The sequence below is a fragment of the Pseudomonas marginalis genome, assembly GCF_900105325.1.
GTDB classification, from domain to species: domain Bacteria; phylum Pseudomonadota; class Gammaproteobacteria; order Pseudomonadales; family Pseudomonadaceae; genus Aquipseudomonas; species Aquipseudomonas marginalis.
The window spans coordinates 320,862-339,420 of record NZ_FNSU01000001.1 but is presented as its reverse complement, the minus strand read 5'-3'; the positions used below and the strand labels follow the sequence as shown (position 1 = coordinate 339,420).

The following is an 18,559-nucleotide window of genomic DNA, read 5'->3' as shown; positions in this document are numbered from 1 at the left end:
TCAAGGCAGTAGTCGGACTGCAGATCAAGGTCTGCGAGTCGCGTAAAAAGAAAGCGAATGGGGATCAGAGCAGCACCACGTCATATTGTTCCTGGGAATACATGGTTTCGACCTGGAAGCGAATCGTACGCCCGATAAACCCCTCCAGCTCAGCCACGTTACCGGACTCTTCATCCAGCAGGCGGTCGACCACTTTCTGGTTGGCAAGCACTCTATAACCTTCGGCCTGGTAGGCCCGTGCCTCTCGGAGGATTTCCCGGAAAATCTCGTAGCAAACCGTTTCCGGAGTCTTCAACTTACCGCGGCCCTGGCAACTGCTGCAGGGCTCGCACAGCACCTGCTCCAGGCTCTCGCGGGTGCGCTTGCGGGTCATCTGCACCAGGCCAAGCTCGGTGATGCCGATGATATTGGTCTTGGCGTGATCGCGCTCCAGCTGTTTTTCGAGCGTGCGCAGCACCTGGCGCTGGTGCTCTTCATCTTCCATGTCGATGAAGTCGATGATGATGATGCCGCCCAGGTTACGCAGGCGCAGTTGACGAGCAATCGCCGTGGCCGCTTCGAGATTGGTCTTGAAGATGGTCTCTTCAAGGTTGCGATGGCCTACGAACGCGCCGGTGTTGACGTCGATGGTGGTCATCGCTTCCGCCGGGTCCACCACCAGGTAGCCACCGGACTTGAGCGGCACCTTGCGCTCCAGGGCTTTCTGGATTTCGTCCTCGACGCCATACAGGTCGAAGATCGGCCGTTCGCCAGGATAATGCTCCAGGCGATCGGCAATTTCCGGCATCAGCTCGGCAACAAATTGCGTGGTGCGCTGGAAGGTTTCCCGCGAGTCGATGCGAATTTTCTCGATCTTGGGGCTGACCAGGTCGCGCAAGGTACGCAGGGCCAGGCCCAGGTCTTCGTAGATCACACTCGGCGCGCCAATGGTCTTGATCTGTGCGCCGATCTGGTCCCACAGGCGCCGCAGGTAGCGAATGTCCATGAGGATTTCGTCGGCACCGGCGCCCTCGGCTGCGGTGCGCAGGATAAAGCCGCCCGCTTCCTTGATACCTTCAGCGGCCACGCAATCGCTGACCACCTTTTTCAGGCGCTCGCGCTCGGCTTCGTCTTCAATTTTCAGGGAAATGCCGACATGGGCGGTGCGCGGCATATACACCAGGTAGCGCGACGGAATCGACAGTTGAGTGGTCAGGCGTGCGCCCTTGGAGCCGATGGGGTCCTTGGTGACTTGCACCACCAGGCTCTGCCCTTCATGCACCAAGGCACTGATGCTTTCCACCGCCGGCCCTTCGCGCAGGGAAATCTCCGAGGCGTGGATAAATGCTGCCCGGTCCAGGCCGATATCGACAAATGCCGCCTGCATCCCCGGCAACACCCGCACCACCTTGCCCTTGTAGATATTGCCGACGATCCCGCGTTTCTGGGTGCGCTCGACATGCACTTCTTGCAGAACACCGTTCTCTACCACCGCCACGCGCGATTCCATCGGCGTGATATTGATCAGAATCTCTTCACTCATGGCTGGGTCTCGTTCAGGCGTTTTCACAATAGTGACCGATCGCTGTAAGGCTGGGCGCTGGAGTAACGCGTTCAGCGCGCGGTAAGGTTTTGCCAACAGGGTATGCCGAATTGGGCAAGCAGTTGCGCGGTTTCGCACACCGGCAGGCCTACCACGGCGGAATAGCTGCCATTGAGCCCGGCCACAAACACCGAGCCAAGCCCTTGGATAGCATAGCCGCCCGCCTTGTCCTGGGGTTCGCCGCTGTGCCAGTAGCTTGTAGCCTCCTCGACAGAAATCCCACGGAAAAGTACACGACTGCTTACACATCGGGTTTCACAGCGCTGGCCGTCAGTCAGGGCAATCGCAGTCAGAACTTCATGTTCACGCCCCGCCAGTGCCATCAACATCGCCAACGCATCGGCTTGGTCTACGGGCTTGCCGAGGATCTTGCCGTCCACGATCACTGCGGTATCGGCGCCCAGGACGCAGGCGGCCGAGCGTTGCCCGAGCGCAGCAAAACCCGCTGCGGCCTTACCTCGAGCGAGACGCTCGACGTAGGAAACAGGGGTTTCGTTTGTAAGAGGGGTTTCATCAATGGCGGCGCTGACCACGGTGAAAGGCACACCGATCTGGGTCAGCAGTTCACGCCGCCTCGGGGAGCCCGAGGCCAGATATAGCGAATTCATTGCAGACTCTCCCTGTAGGGTTCGATAACCAGGCAGAGCCTCGCAATCCATTCAATTGATTTTATAGCGACGACGTAACCCACGCAGGCCGAAGCTGATCCACGGCCACAACAGCGCACTGACCAGGGCCGGCAACACCAGCGCCAGGGTTGGCTGGCGGTTGCCGGTCAAGGCACTGAGCCACAACTGTACCAACTGCGCCAGGCCGAAGATCACCAGGATCACCAGGCATTGCTGCCACATCGGGAACATGCGCAGGCGCTGCTGCAACGACAGCACCAGGAAGGTGATCAGGGTCAGGATCAACGCGTTCTGGCCCAGCAAGGTGCCATACAGCACATCTTCCGCCAAGCCCAGGAACATGGCCGTGACCATGCCCACTTTATGCGGCAGGTTCAGCGACCAGAATGCCAGCAGCAATGCCAGCCACAGCGGACGCAGGATCTCCATGAACTGCGGCAGCGGCGAAACGCTGAGCAGCAAGCCGATGGCGAATGTCAGCCAGACGATCCAGCCATTGCTCGAATGAGTACCGGCCATTATTCCTCCCTCTGCCGTGTGGTGGCCGGGGCTGCGGCTGGAGGCTTCGCAGCGGGCGTCGTAGTGGCAGGCGTGGTGGCCGGCGGTTTCGCTGCAGTCGGTTTCACCGGGTGCACGCTATGGACCGCAGGCTTGACCGGTGTGGCCACAGGCGCAGTAGCTGCCGGAGTTGCCGCCGGTACAACGGGGGTAGTCGACTGAGGCTTGGGCACGGTCGCAGGAATGATCGGCGCGGTGCCGTTCTTCTTGTCTTCCGCTTCCTGGGCCTGGGCGGCGTCGTTGGCGCGTTCTTCCGGAGTACGGTTGTCGCTGAACACCAGCAACAGGTAGCGGCTGCGGTTCAGGGCGGCAGTGGGCACGGCACGCACAATGGCGAAGGGCTGGCCGGAATCGTGGATCACTTCCTTGACCGTTGCCACCGGATAGCCTGCCGGGAACCGCTGGCCCAGGCCGGAGCTGACCAGCAGGTCGCCTTCCTTGATGTCGGCCGTATCCGCGACGTGACGTAATTCCAGGCGCTCAGGGTTACCGGTACCGCTGGCAATCGCGCGCAAGCCGTTACGGTTGACCTGCACCGGAATGCTGTGGGTGGTGTCCGTCAGCAGCAGGACCCGCGAGGTGTAGGGCATCAGCTCGACGACCTGCCCCATCAGTCCCCGAGCATCCAGTACCGGCTGACCAAGGACCACACCGTCGCGCTCACCCTTGTTGATGATGATGCGATGGGTAAAGGGGTTGGGGTCCATGCCGATCAACTCGGCCACTTCGACCTTTTCGTTGACCAACGCAGAAGAGTTAAGCAACTCGCGCAGCCGAACGTTCTGCTCGGTGAGGGCTGCCAGCTTTTGCATGCGCCCCTGCAACAGCAGGTTTTCGGTCTTGAGTTTTTCGTTCTCGGCAACCAGTTCGGTGCGGCTGCCAAATTGGCTGGCCACGCCCTGGTAGAGACGTTGCGGCAGGTCGGTGATCCAGTAGGTCTGCATCAACACCAGCGACATTTGGCTACGCACCGGCTTGAGCAGCGCAAAGCGGGCATCGACCACCATCAATGCGACCGAAAGCACGACCAGCACCAATAAGCGCACGCCCAATGAGGGGCCTTTGGCGAAAAGCGGTTTAATAGGCCGCTCCTCCCAGGCAAATGTTCTCTTTATTCATACGGCATCTAACCGGCCTGGATGCAGATTGAAGAAGATAAACGCCAACAGGCAGCACTGCAAAGTGCTGCCTGCGGGCGAAACATGGTGCAACCAACGATCTTATTCGCTGGAGAGCAGGTCCATGGTGTGTTTATCCATCATTTCCAGTGCACGACCACCGCCACGGGCAACGCAGGTCAGCGGGTCTTCGGCGACGATCACCGGCAGGCCGGTTTCCTGGGCCAGCAGCTTGTCGAGGTCGCGCAACAGGGCGCCACCACCGGTCAGCACCAGGCCTCGCTCGGCGATGTCAGAAGCCAGCTCCGGCGGCGATTGCTCCAGGGCGCTCTTCACAGCCTGAACGATGGTGGCCAGGGACTCTTGCAGAGCTTCCAGCACTTCATTGGAGTTCAGGGTGAAGGCACGTGGAACGCCTTCGGCCAGGTTGCGACCGCGAACATCGACTTCGCGAACTTCGCCGCCCGGGTAAGCGGTACCGATTTCCTGCTTGATGCGCTCGGCGGTGGATTCGCCGATCAGGCTGCCGTAGTTGCGACGTACATAAGTGATGATCGCTTCGTCGAAACGGTCGCCGCCTACACGTACGGATTCGGCATACACCACACCGTTCAGAGAAATCAGGGCGATTTCAGTGGTACCACCACCGATATCCACCACCATCGAACCGCGCGCTTCTTCAACCGGCAGGCCGGCACCGATCGCAGCAGCCATCGGCTCTTCGATCAGGAACACTTCGCGGGCACCGGCGCCAAGGGCCGATTCACGGATGGCACGACGCTCCACCTGGGTGGATTTGCACGGAACACAGATCAGCACACGAGGGCTGGGCTGCAGGAAACTGTTTTCGTGAACCTTGTTGATGAAGTACTGCAGCATCTTTTCGCAGACGCTGAAGTCGGCGATCACGCCGTCTTTCATCGGACGAATGGCAGCAATATTGCCTGGTGTTCGGCCGAGCATGCGCTTGGCCTCGGTGCCGACGGCAACGACACTTTTCTGATTACCATGGGTCCGAATGGCCACAACCGACGGCTCATTCAGGACGATACCGCGCTCGCGCACGTAAATAAGGGTGTTGGCAGTGCCCAGGTCAATGGAAAGATCGCTGGAAAACATGCCACGCAGTTTCTTGAACATGGGGAAAGGACCCTAGGCAACGCGTGGGTAAAAAAGTGCGGCAAACTCTAACAACGACAGGGATTTTGGGCAAGGCGCCAATGTGCTAAATTGGCCGACTTTCTGTGCACCAACCCCCACAATCGCGGCCGTAAGACCGTAGAAATGCGGTAGTGTTCCGACAATCTAACACACGGACAGCCTCCGTTCTGTTTTCCACTGGAGATTCCCATGGCGCTTGAACGCTCCGACGTGGAAAAAATCGCTCATCTGGCCTCGCTTGGCCTGAATGAAGCCGATCTTCCACAGACCACCGCAGCCCTGAACAGCATTCTCGGGCTGGTTGACCAAATGCAGGCCGTGAATACCGACGGCATCGAGCCCCTGGCTCACCCGCTGGAAGCCAGCCAGCGCCTGCGCGCAGACGTCGTGACCGAGCGCAATAATCGCGAGGCCTACCAGTCCATCGCGCCAGCGGTCGAAAACGGCCTGTACCTGGTTCCGAAAGTCATCGACTAAAGGGAAAGAGCCTTTCATGCATCACATGACTCTGGCCGAGATCGCCCGCGGTCTCGCCGACAAAAAGTTTTCCTCCGAAGAGCTGACCAAGACCCTGCTTGCGCGCATCGCCGAGCTGGACCCCAAGGTCAACAGCTTCATCAGCCTCACCGAAGAGCTGGCCCTGAGCCAGGCCAAGGCCGCGGATGTACGCCGCGCCAACGGTGAAAACGGTGCCCTGCTGGGCGCACCGATCGCCCACAAGGACCTGTTCTGCACCCAGGGCGTGCGCACCAGCTGCGGCTCGAAGATGCTCGACAACTTCAAGGCGCCCTACGACGCCACCGTGGTCGCCAAGCTGGCCGCTGCCGGGGCCGTGACCCTGGGCAAGACCAACATGGACGAATTCGCCATGGGGTCGGCCAACGAGTCGAGCTACTACGGCGCGGTGAAGAACCCATGGAACCTGGAACACGTGCCCGGCGGTTCATCCGGTGGTTCGGCTGCGGCCGTTGCCGCGCGCTTCCTGCCAGCCGCCACGGCCACCGACACCGGCGGCTCGATCCGCCAGCCGGCGGCCTTCACCAACCTCACCGGCCTGAAGCCGACCTACGGTCGGGTTTCCCGCTGGGGCATGATCGCCTACGCCTCCAGCCTCGATCAGGGCGGCCCACTGGCCCGCACGGCCGAAGACTGCGCGATTTTGTTACAAGGCATGGCAGGCTTCGACGCCCAGGACTCCACCAGCATCGATGAACCGGTGCCGGACTACAGCGCCAGCCTCAATGCTTCGCTCAAGGGCCTGCGCATCGGCGTGCCGAAGGAATACTTCAGCGCCGGTCTCGACCCGTGCATTGCCGAATTGGTGCACAACAGCGTCAAGGAGCTGGAAAAGCTCGGCGCCGTGATCAAGGAAATCAGCCTGCCGAACAACCAGCATGCGATTCCTGCCTACTACGTGATCGCGCCGGCAGAAGCCTCTTCCAACCTGTCGCGTTTCGACGGCGTGCGCTTCGGCTACCGCTGCGAGAACCCGAAGGACCTGACCGACCTGTACAAACGCTCCCGTGGCGAAGGCTTCGGTGCCGAAGTGCAACGCCGGATCATGGTCGGTGCCTACGCCCTGTCCGCCGGCTATTACGACGCGTACTACCTCAAGGCGCAAAAGATCCGACGCCTGATCAAGAACGACTTCATGGCTGCCTTTGAAGAAGTCGACGTGATCCTCGGCCCAACCACGCCGAACCCGGCCTGGAAGATCGGCGCCAAGACCGGCGACCCGATTGCCGAGTACCTGGAAGACCTCTACACCATCACCGCCAACCTCGCGGGCCTGCCGGGCTTGTCCATGCCTGCCGGTTTCGTCGATGGCCTGCCGGTGGGCGTGCAATTGCTCGCCCCGTACTTCCAGGAAGGCCGCCTGCTCAATGTGGCGCACCAGTACCAGTTGAACACCGACTGGCACACTCGCACCCCTACCGGCTTCTGAGGAGAACACTATGCAATGGGAAGTTGTGATCGGGCTGGAGATTCATACCCAGCTCGCCACCCAATCGAAGATTTTCTCCGGTAGCGCCACCACGTTCGGCTCCGAGCCCAACACCCAGGCCAGCCTGGTAGACCTGGGCATGCCTGGCGTACTGCCGGTGCTGAACCAGGAAGCCGTGCGCATGGCGGTGATGTTCGGCCTGGCGATTGACGCCGAGATCGGCCAGCACAACGTGTTCGCGCGCAAGAACTACTTCTACCCGGACCTGCCCAAGGGCTACCAGATCAGCCAGATGGAATTGCCGATCGTCGGCAAGGGCTACCTGGACATCCCGCTGGAAGACGGCACCATCAAGCGTGTCGGCGTCACCCGTGCGCACCTGGAAGAAGACGCCGGCAAGAGCCTGCACGAAGAGTTCAACGGTGCCACCGGTATCGACCTGAACCGTGCCGGCACCCCGCTGCTGGAGATCGTGTCCGAGCCGGACATGCGCAGCGCCAAGGAAGCCGTGGCCTACGTCAAGACCATCCACGCGCTGGTGCGTTACCTGGGCATCTGTGACGGCAACATGGCCGAAGGCTCGCTGCGTTGCGACTGCAACGTGTCGGTGCGGCCAAAAGGCCAGGCCGAGTACGGCACTCGCTGCGAGATCAAGAACGTCAACTCGTTCCGCTTTATCGAGAAAGCGATCAACACCGAAGTGCGGCGCCAGATCGAATTGATCGAGGACGGCGGCAAGGTGATCCAGCAAACGCGCCTGTACGACCCGAACAAAGACGAAACCCGCGCCATGCGCAGCAAAGAGGAAGCCAACGACTACCGTTACTTCCCCGATCCGGACCTGTTACCGGTGGTGCTTGAGGATTCGTTCCTCAATGACATCCGCGCCACCCTGCCGGAGTTGCCGCCGCAAAAACGCGAGCGCTTCCAGGCGCAGTTCGGCCTGTCGATCTACGATGCCAGCGTGCTGGCTTCGAGCCGTGAGCAAGCCGACTACTTCGAAAAGGTCGTGAGCATTGCCGGTGACGCCAAGCTGGCGGCCAACTGGGTGATGGTCGAGCTGGGCAGCCTGCTGAACAAACAGGGCCTGGAGATCGACGAAGCACCGGTGTCGGCCGAGCAATTGGGCGGCATGCTGCTGCGCATCAAGGACAACACCATCTCCGGCAAAATCGCCAAGACCGTGTTCGAAGCCATGGCCAGCGGTGAAGGCAGCGCCGACGAGATCATCGAGAAACGCGGTCTCAAGCAAGTCACCGACAGCGGCGCCATCTCGGCCGTGCTGGATGAAATGCTGGCGGCCAACGCCGAGCAGGTCGAACAGTACCGTGCGGCAGACGAAGCCAAGCGCGGCAAGATGTTCGGTTTCTTTGTCGGCCAGGCGATGAAAGCCTCCAAAGGCAAGGCCAACCCGCAACAGGTGAACGAACTGCTGAAAAGCAAGCTCGAAGGCTGATTGCGATGAATGGTCCGGGCGAGACTTCATGCCTGACTCGGACTCCCTGTGGGAGGGGGCTTGCCCCCGATAGCAGAGTGTCAGTCACTGCTGTTTTGACTGAATCACCGCTATCGGGGTGTAGAACCGTAGACATCGTTTACATCTGAAACCGGGGACATCGTTTACACATTTGAGGCCTGGACGCGGGTCATACCTCGTCCAAGCCTCCCCAAGGGATAATCACACAGGTACAAATCCCAAGCTTCATCTTCAGCTTCTTTGAGCCCTATCCTTTCCCCGGACAGCGCCTCGCTGATAAATACCAACTTGCCGTTCCACTTGATCGATCCGTCCTGCCTGACGCTTCGAACTTTCATTTCTGCCGGATATTCCACATCGGGCAAGCATCCTGGATAAATTCGGGTGGACGGCACATACAAGTCTCCTGGACGTTTCATGCCGAGCGCTTCGTGAGGGCGTACGTAATTAAACTCATGCCTGAAATGCTCCAGCAAAAGCTGCTGCTCGACTAAGTTTTTCCCTAAGGGCAACTCAAGTTTCAAGCTACGGTGCATTCGTTCATGGCGACCATTCTGGGCGGGTCTTCCCGGCATGGTTCGCTCGGGATAAATACCCAGCCGAATCCACCAAACTGCCAGTGTGGATATTCTTGCCAGGCCAGGAGAGGCGAACGGTACCCCGTTGTCCGAACGGATAACTTCCGGCATGCCGTACTCCTGAAAAAGCCTCTCAAAGGCCTGTTTTACAGGCTGGGTCATGATCTTGGGATGGGCCCTGCACGCTAAAATCAGCCGCGACGCATGGTCTGTGACGGTCAAAGGGAAGCACATCTGAGCATTAAGCATCTTGAACTGCCCTTTGTAGTCAGCACACCACGTCTTGTTAGGTTCGTCGGCCTTTCGCATTTGTGCGTGGGAAATGCTGTGTCGGCGTTTGAAGCGCCGCTTTTTGACGAGCCCAAGTCGGTCAAGCCATTGACCGGCCGTACTTGGAGAGGGCCAGGTGACGGAGGGATCTTCCAGCCGTAATAGCTCGAGAAGCTTTTTCGGCCCCCATTTATCGTGAGCCTCCTTCATCGCGACTACACGGGCCAAAATCTCGTCGTCGGTTTTATTTGGGCTGTTGTGAGGTCGCCGGGACAGTTCGGATAAAGACCTCAAATCGCCGTCGTGCCGGGCAATCCACTTATCGACGGTAGGTCGGCTAACGTCAAAGCGGCGTGCCAACTGGCTTTTGGTGAAGTTGCCAGAAAGCCAATCAGCTACCAGCTTGATTCTTTGATTCATGGGGGACTCTTGGTTCCAGGGCATGATCAGTTACCTCCTGATCATGCGTATTAGCCTGTAAACCATGTCCCCGGTTAGAAATGTAAACGATGTCCCCGGTTTGTACCGGGGCAAGCCCCCTCCCACATTTGTGATGGGGGCACCTTGATAATGAAGCGTCTATTAGGCCTATGGGCTCTGTTCTCACTGCTGGCCGGCTGCGCCAGCGGCCTCATCGACCCCAACGGCTACGACGAAACCGGCACCGCCTCTTATTACGGCGCCAGGCACCATGGCAAGAAAACCGCCAGCGGTGAACCCTTCAACCAGAACGCCCTGACCGCCGCCCACCGGCGACTGCCCTTCGGCACCCAGGTCAAGGTCACCAATCTCGACAACGACAAATCCGTCGTGGTCCGCATCAACGATCGCGGCCCGCATACCCGTGGGCGCTTGATCGATCTATCACGCAAGGCGGCCGAGCAACTGGGTATGCTGGGCAGCGGCACTGCGCGGGTTCGCGTGCAAGCCCTGAGCAATTGAAGACGGAGCCCTGGTCATTTTCGGATTAACCGCCCTCTCGCCCTGGAGCCTGCTCGAACTGGTCAGCGGCCTGGTGCTGCTGATCCTCGGCGCCGAGATCCTGGTGCGCGCCGCCGTGCGCCTGGCCGCCAGCCTCAAGGTGCGGCCGCTGATCATCGGTCTTACGGTCGTCGCCTTCGGCAGCAGCGCGCCCCAGATGACCGTCAGCCTGCAGGCCACCCTGGCCGGCAATACCGACATTGCCGTGGGCAGCGTGATCGGCAGCAGCATCTTCAACATCCTCGTGACCCTGGGCCTGTCGGCGCTGATCATCCCCCTGCGCGTCTCACGGCAGCTGGTGCGCCTGGATATTCCGGTGATGATCCTCGCCGGACTGCTGGTGTTTACCCTGGCGGCCAATGAAGAACTGACGCCGGTCGATGGCCTGCTGCTGCTGATTGCCCTGCTGGCCTACCTCGGCGTGCTGCATTACCAGACCCGCCATTCGCGCCGCCCGCGCACCCTGGATACCGTCGCCCGGGCGCCGTGGCTGAGCAGTGTGCTGCAGATGCTCGGCGGGTTGTTGATCCTCGTGCTGGCCGGGCACTTGCTGCTCGGCGCGGCGGTGGATGTGGCGGCTGACCTGGGCCTGTCGGAGCGCATCATCGGCCTTACGCTGATCGGCGTCGGCACGTCACTGCCCTGCCTGGCCACCTCACTGATTGCCGCCCTGCGCGGCCAGCGGGAAATTGCCGTGGGCAACGTGATCGGCAGCAACCTGTTCAACCTGCTGGGCGTACTGGGGCTGACCGCGTTGCTCGCGCCTTCGCCGCTGTCGGTGTCGCCCAACGCCCTGGACTTTGACCTGCCGGTGATGCTCGGCGTGGTGGTGCTGTGCCTGCCGGTGTTTTATACCGGCTACCGCGTCACCCGCGCCGAAGGCCTGGTACTGCTGGGCCTGTACCTGGCGTATGGGCTGCACGTGATGTCGTTCACCACCGGCATGCCCCTGGCCAACAAGCTTGAACAACTGATGCTGTATTACGTCCTGCCAGTGCTGGTGGCTTTCCTGTTGTTCAGCACGCTGCGAGCCTGGCGCCGCCAACACAAGAGGGAATCGCAATGACCGATCAGAAAAAGCCCGGGGTTGAAATGCGTCGCCAGGTGATGGGCGATGTGTTCGTCGACCGCGCCCTGGGCAACGCCACCGAATTCACCCAGCCGCTGCAGGACTTCGTCAACGAACATGCCTGGGGCAGCGTGTGGACCCGCGAAGGCTTGCCGCTGAAGACGCGCAGCCTGATCACCCTCGCCGCCCTCACCGCACTCAAGTGCCCCCAGGAGCTCAAGGGCCACGTGCGTGGCGCGTTGAACAATGGCTGTACTGTGGAGGAAATTCGCGAAGCGCTGCTGCATTGCGCGGTGTATGCCGGCGTACCGGCGGCGATTGATGCGTTTCGGGCGGCGCAGGAAGTCATCGACACCTATCAGAAAGAAGGCTAGATCCAGCCACCCGCCTGCAACACGAAAATCCCGATATTCGTGGTCACTGCCGCCATCAGCGTGGTGATCACGATAATCGCCGCCGCCAGTTCATGATTGCCCTCGGCCGCCCTGGCCATCACGAAGCTCGCCGCGGCGGTCGGCGCACCGAAGTACAGGAACAGGATCCCCAACTCCGGCCCGCGAAAGCCCAGCAGCCACGCGCCCAGGGTCGCGACCACCGGCAGCCAGACCATCTTCATCAAGCTCGCGCTCAGCGCCATATTGCCGCTCTTGCGCAGCGCCGCCAGGGACAGGGTGCCGCCAATGCAGATCAATGCCAGCGGCAAGGTGGTGTCCGCCAGGTACTGCATGGATTTTTCCAGCCAGCCCGGCAGGCCAATCTGAAAATACGCGAACGGCGCCGCCACGATCACGCTGATGATCAGCGGATTGGCTACCACACTTTTGCAGATGCTCCACGGGTCGGACTTGATCACCGGGCTGTACACCGCCAGCACAATGGTCGACAGGGTGTTGTAGAACAGGATCACCAGCGCCGCGAGGATCGCGCCGAGGGAAATGCCGTAGTCGCCGTACATGCTGGCCGCCAGGGCCAGGCCGATCACTCCGTTATTGCCGCGAAACGCGCCCTGGGTGTAGATGCCTCGGTCTTCACGCTTGCAGCGAAAAATCGCCCAGCCCCAGGCCAGGGCAAAGCTCAGCAGCGTGGCGACGGCAAAATAGATCAGCAACCCCGGCTTGAGCGCCGAGTGCAGGTCGGCGTGGAGGATGCCGAGGAACAGCAGCGCCGGCATGGTGACGTTGAACACCAGGGACGAAGCCGTGTGGATAAAGTTGTCGTTGATCCAGTTGATGCGCTTGAGCAGCACACCCAGGAACAGCATGGCGAATACCGGCGCAGTGATGGTGAGGGTGGTGAGGAAAATAGCCAGCATGCCGGGGAGAACCTTGGTGAGCGTCGTCAGGTGGCTAATGATAAGCCACTACAACCCGGTTAGTCTGGTCCAGATCCCTGTAGTGAGCGGGCTTGCCCCGCGCTGGGTGGCGAAGCCGCCCCATCTCAGGCACTGAGTTCCTTCAGTTAGAGTTGAAAGTCCTGAGTTTAGGGCGGCTTCGCCACCCAGCGCGGGGCAAGCCCGCTCACCACAATCAGGTAATCGGCGCCGGGTTGAACAAGGTGATGTCGTTATGCAGCTTGTGATGTTCCGCCCAGGTCTGCTTCTTACCGCTGGCCACGTCCAGGTAGAAGTGGAACAACTCCCAGCCCAACTCCTCGATGGTCGCGCGCCCGGTGGCAATGCGCCCGGCGTCGATATCGATGAGGTCCGGCCAGCGCTGCGCCAGCTCCGTACGCGTCGAGACCTTCACCACCGGGGCCATCGCCAGCCCGTAAGGGGTACCACGCCCGGTGGTGAACACATGCAGGTTCATCCCCGCCGCCAGTTGCAGGGTGCCGCAGACAAAATCACTGGCCGGTGTCGCGCAGAAGATCAGGCCCTTGCTCTTGAAGCGCTCGCCCGGGCCCAGCACGCCGTTGATCGCGCTGCTGCCGGACTTGACGATGGAGCCCAGGGACTTCTCGACAATGTTCGACAGCCCACCCTTCTTGTTTCCTGGCGTGGTGTTGGCACTGCGATCCGCTTCACCCTTGGCCAGGTAACGGTCGTACCAGTCCATTTCCCTGACCAACTCTTCGGCAACTTCCTTCGTCTCTGCGCGCGAAGTCAGCAGGTAAATGGCATCCCGCACTTCGGTGACTTCGGAAAACATCACCGTCGCCCCGGCCCGCAGCAACAAATCCGAGGCATAGCCCAGCGCCGGGTTGGCGGTGATGCCGGAAAACGCATCACTGCCGCCGCACTGCATGCCCAGGATCAACTCGGACGCCGGCACGGTTTCCCGGCGACGCTGGTCGAGCTTCTTCAGGCGCACTTCGGCCAAGTCCATGATCTGCTCGATCATCTCGGTAAAGCCATGGCTGGAATCCTGCAACCGATACAGCCACGGCTCGCTGAGGTCGACGGAGCTGTCGTTGTCATGCATCACCTGCCCGGCCTGCAATTTCTCGCAGCCCAGGCTGATCACCAGGGCTTCGCCGCCCAGGTTCGGGTTGCGCGCCAGGTTACGCACGGTACGGATCGGGATGTAGGCATCCGTCGCGGTGATCGCTACCCCGCAGCCGTAGCTGTGGGTCAGCGCCACCACGTCATCGACGTGAGGGTACTTGGGCAGCAATTCGTCCTTGATGCGCTTGACCGCATGGTCCAGCACGCCCGTCACACACTGCACCGTGGTGGTGATGCCGAGGATATTGCGCGTGCCCACGGTACCGTCGGCGTTGCGATAGCCCTCGAAGGTAAACCCCTCCAACGGTGCCTGGGCTTCAGGCACCTCGGTGGACAGCGGCAAGCTGTCCAGCGGTGGCGCGGTGGGCATGCGCAGTTGATCTTCCTGGACCCAACTGCCGCGCGGAATCGGCGCCAGGGCGTAACCGATGGTCTGTCCGTAGCGAATAATCTGACCGCCTTCGGGGATGTCTTCCAGGGTCACTTTGTGGCTCTGGGGGATGAAATCCACGGTCACCAGGCCGTCCGGGAACTCGGTCCCGGCCGGTACGCCCTGGTCGTTGACCACGATCACTACGTTGTCGCGCTCGTGCAGGCGGATGGAGCGCGGCGAGTCGGCATGTTCAATCAACTGCATCACGGGGCCTCTCAGGAATGCGCTTCGGTTAGGTTGGTCAACTCAGGCCCCTTGCTTGGCGGCTCTTTGAGTACTACACGCTTGATCGGGCCGACGATGACCAGATAGCTGAACACCGCCACCAGCGCGTTGGCGCCGACAAACACCAGGGCCCACTTGAACGAGCCGGTGGTGCTGATGATGTAGCCGATGACAATCGGCGTGGTGATCGACGCGAGGTTACCGAAGGTGTTGAACAAGCCGCCACTGAGACCGGCGATTTGTTTCGGCGAGGTGTCGGACACGACCGCCCAGCCCAGTGCGCCGACGCCCTTGCCGAAGAAGGCCAAGGCCATGAAGCCCACCACCATCCACTCAACGTCAACGTAGTTACACGCGATGATGCTGCTGGAGACCAGCAGGCCGGCAATGATCGGCGCCTTGCGGGCGAACGTCAGCGAATGGCCTTTGCGCAGCAGGTAGTCGGAAATCACCCCGCCCAGCACGCCACCGATAAACCCGCAGATCGCCGGCAACGAGGCGATGAAACCGGCCTTGAGGATGGTCATGCCGCGATCCTGCACCAGGTACACCGGGAACCAGGTCAGGAAGAAGTAGGTGATGCCGTTGATGCAGTACTGGCCCAGGTACACGCCAAGCATCATGCGGTTGGTCAGCAACTGACGGATGTAATCCCACTTCGGACCGTCGGTTTTCTTACCCTTGCCCTTGTCCTGATCCATATCGACCATCGCGCCATTGGCGGCGATGTGATTGAGCTCGGCTTCGTTGATCATCGGGTGCTGGCGCGGGCTGTGGATAACTTTCAGCCAGATCAGCGAGAACACGATGCCGATCACGCCCATCACGATAAACACGTGCTGCCAGCCGAAGCGGTAGACGATCCAGCCCATCAGCGGCGCGAACAACACCGTGGCGAAGTACTGCGCCGAATTGAAGATCGCCGAGGCCGTACCGCGCTCGGCGGTCGGGAACCAGGCGGCAACAATGCGCGCGTTGCCCGGGAAGGACGGCGCCTCGGCCAGGCCCACCATGAAGCGCAGCATGAACAGCGCAACCACTGCGGTGGAGACACCGAACTCACCGACATAGCCTTGCAGCACGGTGAACAGTGACCAGGTGAAGATGCTCAGGGCATAGACTTTTTTCGAGCCGAATCGGTCCAGCAGCCAGCCGCCGGGGATTTGCCCGGCCACGTAGGCCCAACCGAATGCGGAGAAGATATAACCGAGGGTGACCGCGTCGATGCCGAGGTCTTTTTGCAGGCTGGAGCCCGCGATTGCAATGGTGGCCCGGTCGGCATAGTTGATCGTGGTCACCAGGAACAGCATGAGCAGGATCAAATAGCGGACATGGGTCGGCTTGGTCGCTTGCATGTAGAAGTACTCCCACTAATTATTTTTTTTGCGGGTAATGGTTTTCTGTTTTTTGTCGTGGGGACCGGCAGGCCTCCGGCCCCCACTGGGTGTTGCGTATTACGAACCGATGTAGCTGGTTTTCACCACGGTGTAGAACTCCTGGGCATAGCGACCTTGCTCCCGCGAGCCATAGGACGAGCCTTTACGGCCACCGAATGGAACGTGGTAATCCACACCTGCGGTCGGCAGGTTGACCATCACCATCCCCGCCTGGGAGTGGCGCTTGAAGTGGTTGGCGTACTTCAACGACGTGGTGGCAATGCCCGCCGACAAACCGAACTCGGTGTCGTTGGCCATGGCCAGTGCCGCCTCGTAGTCCGCCACGCGCACGACGTTGGCGACCGGGCCGAAGATCTCTTCACGGCTGATACGCATGGCGGCTTCGCTGTCGGCAAACAGCGTTGGCGCCAGGTAGTAGCCTTCGGTGTCGCAGGTGACCAGGCCGCCACCGCTCACCAGCCGCGCGCCTTCGCTTTGGCCGATGTCGATGTACTTCATGTCCTGGTCCAGTTGAGCCTGGGAAACCACCGGGCCGATGTCGGTGCCGCTTTTCAGCGCGTGGCCGACCTTGATCGACTTCATGCGCTCGGCCATGGCCGCGACGAACTGGTCGTGGATACCGGCGGTGACGATCAGGCGGCTGGACGCCGTGCAACGCTGGCCGGTGGAGTAGAACGCGCTCTGTACCGACAACTCGACGGCCTGCTTGAGATCGGCGTCGTCGAGAATGATCTGCGGGTTCTTGCCGCCCATTTCCAACTGCACTTTGGCTTGGCGCGATACGCAGCTGACAGCGATCTGGCGACCCACACCGACGGAGCCGGTGAAGCTGATGCCGTCGACTTTCGGGCTGTTGACCAGCACATCGCCCACCACACGGCCGCTGCCCATTACCAGGTTGAACACACCGGCAGGGAAACCGGCCCGGGAGATGATCTCCGCCAGGGCCCAGGCGCAGCCCGGTACCAGTTCAGCCGGCTTGATCACCACGCAGTTGCCGTAGGCCAGGGCCGGGGCGATTTTCCAGGCGGGAATGGCGATCGGGAAGTTCCACGGGGTGATCAGGCCGACCACGCCGAGGGCTTCACGGGTGACTTCCACGTTGACGCCCGGGCGTACCGACGGCACGTAGTCGCCGGACAACCGCAGGCATTCACCGGCGAAGAACTTGAAGATGTTACCGGCGCGGGTCACTTCGCCGATGGCTTCCGGCAGGGTTTTGCCTTCTTCACGGGCCAACAGGGTGCCGAGTTCTTCGCGACGGGCGAGGATTTCGCTGCCGACTTTATCCAGGGCATCGTGGCGAGCCTGGATCCCGGAAGTGGACCAGGCCGGGAATGCGGCACGGGCGGCGTCGATGGCGGCGTTGACCTGGGTGACGTCGGCCTTGGCGTATTCACCAATGACATCGGACAACTCCGACGGGTTGAGGTTGACGCAGTAGTCGGCGCCGGCAACCCATTCACCGTTGATGTAGTTCTCAAAACGCTTTACTTGGGACACGAATCTTCTCCTGACGCAAAAGGCCGCTGATTGCTCAGCGGCCTTGTGGATAATTTATTGCGGACCTTGCTTGTCGATCAGCGCGGCCAGGGCTTCGTATTCTTCCGGCAGCAGATCGGTCAGCGGCGTGCGCACAGGGCCTGCGTCATAGCCGACGATTTTTGCACCCGCCTTGACGATGCTCACGGCATAACCGGCCTTGCGGTTACGGATGTCCAGGTACGGCAGGAAGAAGTCGTCGATGATCTTGGCGACGGTGGCGTGATCGTCCTTGGCAATGGCGTGGTAGAAATCCATCGCGGTTTTCGGGATGAAGTTGAACACCGCCGAGGAGTACACCGGTACGCCCAGGGCCTTGTAGGCAGCGGCGTAGACCTCTGCGGTCGGCAGGCCGCCGAGGTAGCTGAAACGATCGCCCAGACGGCGGCGGATCGACACCATCAACTCGATGTCACCCAGGCCATCCTTGTAGCCGATCAGGTTCGGGCAGCGCTCGGCCAGACGTTCCAGCAGCGGAGCGGTCAGGCGGCACACGTTGCGGTTGTAGACCACCACACCGATCTTGACCGATTTGCACACCGCTTCAACGTGGGCGGCAACGCCATCCTGGCTGGCTTCGGTGAGGTAGTGCGGCAGCAGCAGCAGGCCTTTGGCGCCCAGGCGCTCGGCTTCTTGCGCGTACTCGATGGCCTGGCGGGTCGAACCACCGACCCCGGCGAGGATCGGCACGCTGGTAGCGCAGGTATCAACGGCGGTCTTGATCACTTGGGAATATTCGCTGGCGGCGAGGGAGAAAAACTCACCGGTGCCGCCCGCTGCGAACAAAGCAGTGGCGCCGTAGGGGGCCAGCCATTCCAGGCGCTTGATGTAGCCCGCCTGGTGGAAGTCACCCTGGGCGTTGAAATCGGTCACCGGGAAAGACAGCAGACCGTGGGAGAGGATGGACTTCAGTTCTTGTGGATTCATTATTCGAACACCCTGGGCGAAGACTTTCTATTGAAAGGTTGTTGGTTTTGTTGATGTCGTACGTCATCGTACAACTATAAATAATTTCGTCAACTGCAATTCATCGGCGTTGTGCACTTGAGGGAGTTGAAAGGCTTGGGCAGCGGTGTTCTTGACGTAGGAAATTATTCCTCTATGCTCGGTATTACTGTATATACATACAGCAATCAAGGAAGATTCCTACG

The 18,559-nt window shown here is 60.7% G+C and carries 17 protein-coding genes; 6 read left to right on the top strand and 11 right to left on the bottom strand.

What is annotated here, in order from left to right; all coding sequences use genetic code 11:
• Positions 1-64 precede the first annotated feature (64 nt).
• The 5 genes from rng to mreB all read right to left on the bottom strand — a co-directional run bounded on the left by rng (position 65) and on the right by mreB (position 5,027).
• Entirely contained in the window at positions 65-1,522 is a 1,458-nt protein-coding gene (rng, locus tag BLW22_RS01690; protein WP_010213134.1) for a ribonuclease G, read from the bottom strand.
• Positions 1,523-1,593: 71 nt separating this feature from the next.
• Positions 1,594-2,190, bottom strand: coding sequence for a Maf family protein (locus BLW22_RS01685; protein ID WP_027604825.1), 597 nt, complete (start codon positions 2,188-2,190; stop codon positions 1,594-1,596).
• 51 nt (positions 2,191-2,241) lie between these two features.
• Positions 2,242-2,730 (bottom strand): rod shape-determining protein MreD, encoded by a 489-nt coding sequence (gene mreD / locus BLW22_RS01680; protein WP_027604826.1) that lies wholly within the window; start codon positions 2,728-2,730, stop codon positions 2,242-2,244.
• Complete coding sequence (mreC, locus tag BLW22_RS01675) at positions 2,730-3,851, bottom strand: rod shape-determining protein MreC (protein ID WP_074843900.1); 1,122 nt, start codon at positions 3,849-3,851, stop codon at positions 2,730-2,732. Before mreC ends, mreD begins: the two co-directional genes overlap by 1 nt.
• Before the next feature lie 138 nt (positions 3,852-3,989).
• Complete coding sequence (gene mreB / locus BLW22_RS01670; protein ID WP_002555108.1) at positions 3,990-5,027, bottom strand: rod shape-determining protein MreB; 1,038 nt, start codon at positions 5,025-5,027, stop codon at positions 3,990-3,992.
• Positions 5,028-5,237: 210 nt separating this feature from the next.
• On the opposite strand from mreB, the gene gatC reads away from it, so the two are divergent.
• The 3 genes from gatC to gatB are packed head-to-tail and all read left to right on the top strand — an operon-like array spanning position 5,238 to position 8,449.
• The gene (gene gatC, locus BLW22_RS01665; protein WP_003171764.1) at positions 5,238-5,525 is read left to right on the top strand and encodes an Asp-tRNA(Asn)/Glu-tRNA(Gln) amidotransferase subunit GatC; all 288 of its coding nucleotides are present in this window, start codon (positions 5,238-5,240) and stop codon (positions 5,523-5,525) included.
• A 16-nt stretch (positions 5,526-5,541) separates the two neighbouring features.
• Positions 5,542-6,993, top strand: coding sequence for an Asp-tRNA(Asn)/Glu-tRNA(Gln) amidotransferase subunit GatA (gatA, locus tag BLW22_RS01660; protein WP_074843898.1), 1,452 nt, complete (start codon positions 5,542-5,544; stop codon positions 6,991-6,993).
• 10 nt (positions 6,994-7,003) lie between these two features.
• Positions 7,004-8,449 (top strand): Asp-tRNA(Asn)/Glu-tRNA(Gln) amidotransferase subunit GatB, encoded by a 1,446-nt coding sequence (gene gatB / locus BLW22_RS01655; RefSeq protein WP_065924303.1) that lies wholly within the window; start codon positions 7,004-7,006, stop codon positions 8,447-8,449.
• Between the two features lie 164 nt (positions 8,450-8,613).
• Here gatB and BLW22_RS01650 read toward each other — a convergent pair whose 3' ends face one another.
• On the bottom strand, positions 8,614-9,762 hold the full coding sequence (locus BLW22_RS01650) for an integrase core domain-containing protein (protein WP_065924691.1): 1,149 nt from the start codon (positions 9,760-9,762) through the stop codon (positions 8,614-8,616).
• Between the two features lie 126 nt (positions 9,763-9,888).
• On the opposite strand from BLW22_RS01650, the gene BLW22_RS01645 reads away from it, so the two are divergent.
• The 3 genes from BLW22_RS01645 to BLW22_RS01635 are packed head-to-tail and all read left to right on the top strand — an operon-like array spanning position 9,889 to position 11,742.
• On the top strand, positions 9,889-10,260 hold the full coding sequence (locus tag BLW22_RS01645; protein WP_065924304.1) for a septal ring lytic transglycosylase RlpA family protein: 372 nt from the start codon (positions 9,889-9,891) through the stop codon (positions 10,258-10,260).
• 58 nt (positions 10,261-10,318) lie between these two features.
• On the top strand, positions 10,319-11,365 hold the full coding sequence (locus tag BLW22_RS01640) for a calcium/sodium antiporter (protein ID WP_065924305.1): 1,047 nt from the start codon (positions 10,319-10,321) through the stop codon (positions 11,363-11,365).
• Complete coding sequence (locus BLW22_RS01635; protein WP_065924306.1) at positions 11,362-11,742, top strand: carboxymuconolactone decarboxylase family protein; 381 nt, start codon at positions 11,362-11,364, stop codon at positions 11,740-11,742. Before BLW22_RS01640 ends, BLW22_RS01635 begins: the two co-directional genes overlap by 4 nt.
• Here the strand turns inward: BLW22_RS01635 and BLW22_RS01630 are convergent.
• The 5 genes from BLW22_RS01630 to kdgD form a co-directional block, all read right to left on the bottom strand.
• Positions 11,739-12,680 carry an AEC family transporter gene (locus BLW22_RS01630; protein ID WP_027604833.1) on the bottom strand — a complete coding sequence of 314 codons (942 nt, stop codon included), beginning with the start codon at positions 12,678-12,680 and terminating at the stop codon, positions 11,739-11,741. The genes BLW22_RS01635 and BLW22_RS01630 overlap by 4 nt on opposite strands.
• A gap of 214 nt (positions 12,681-12,894) precedes the next feature.
• On the bottom strand, positions 12,895-14,448 hold the full coding sequence (gene garD, locus BLW22_RS01625) for a galactarate dehydratase (RefSeq protein ID WP_065924307.1): 1,554 nt from the start codon (positions 14,446-14,448) through the stop codon (positions 12,895-12,897).
• Between the two features lie 11 nt (positions 14,449-14,459).
• Entirely contained in the window at positions 14,460-15,824 is a 1,365-nt protein-coding gene (locus BLW22_RS01620; protein WP_027604835.1) for an MFS transporter, read from the bottom strand.
• A 99-nt stretch (positions 15,825-15,923) separates the two neighbouring features.
• Entirely contained in the window at positions 15,924-17,369 is a 1,446-nt protein-coding gene (locus BLW22_RS01615) for an aldehyde dehydrogenase family protein (RefSeq protein WP_027604836.1), read from the bottom strand.
• A 54-nt stretch (positions 17,370-17,423) separates the two neighbouring features.
• Positions 17,424-18,335, bottom strand: a complete 912-nt coding sequence (gene kdgD / locus BLW22_RS01610) for a 5-dehydro-4-deoxyglucarate dehydratase (protein WP_027604837.1) — start codon at positions 18,333-18,335, stop codon at positions 17,424-17,426.
• Positions 18,336-18,559: the final 224 nt, after the last annotated feature.

Coding starts and splice junctions, on each gene's coding strand:
- BLW22_RS01645 (WP_065924304.1), top strand. CDS start 9,889: ATGAAGCGTCTATTAGGCCTATGGGCTCTGTTCTCACTGCTGGCCGGC.
- kdgD (WP_027604837.1), bottom strand. CDS start 18,335: ATGAATCCACAAGAACTGAAGTCCATCCTCTCCCACGGTCTGCTGTCT.
- BLW22_RS01620 (WP_027604835.1), bottom strand. CDS start 15,824: ATGCAAGCGACCAAGCCGACCCATGTCCGCTATTTGATCCTGCTCATG.
- BLW22_RS01630 (WP_027604833.1), bottom strand. CDS start 12,680: ATGCTGGCTATTTTCCTCACCACCCTCACCATCACTGCGCCGGTATTC.
- BLW22_RS01685 (WP_027604825.1), bottom strand. CDS start 2,190: ATGAATTCGCTATATCTGGCCTCGGGCTCCCCGAGGCGGCGTGAACTG.
- gatA (WP_074843898.1), top strand. CDS start 5,542: ATGCATCACATGACTCTGGCCGAGATCGCCCGCGGTCTCGCCGACAAA.
- rng (WP_010213134.1), bottom strand. CDS start 1,522: ATGAGTGAAGAGATTCTGATCAATATCACGCCGATGGAATCGCGCGTG.
- gatB (WP_065924303.1), top strand. CDS start 7,004: ATGCAATGGGAAGTTGTGATCGGGCTGGAGATTCATACCCAGCTCGCC.
- gatC (WP_003171764.1), top strand. CDS start 5,238: ATGGCGCTTGAACGCTCCGACGTGGAAAAAATCGCTCATCTGGCCTCG.
- garD (WP_065924307.1), bottom strand. CDS start 14,448: ATGCAGTTGATTGAACATGCCGACTCGCCGCGCTCCATCCGCCTGCAC.
- mreD (WP_027604826.1), bottom strand. CDS start 2,730: ATGGCCGGTACTCATTCGAGCAATGGCTGGATCGTCTGGCTGACATTC.
- BLW22_RS01635 (WP_065924306.1), top strand. CDS start 11,362: ATGACCGATCAGAAAAAGCCCGGGGTTGAAATGCGTCGCCAGGTGATG.
- mreB (WP_002555108.1), bottom strand. CDS start 5,027: ATGTTCAAGAAACTGCGTGGCATGTTTTCCAGCGATCTTTCCATTGAC.
- BLW22_RS01650 (WP_065924691.1), bottom strand. CDS start 9,762: ATGCCCTGGAACCAAGAGTCCCCCATGAATCAAAGAATCAAGCTGGTA.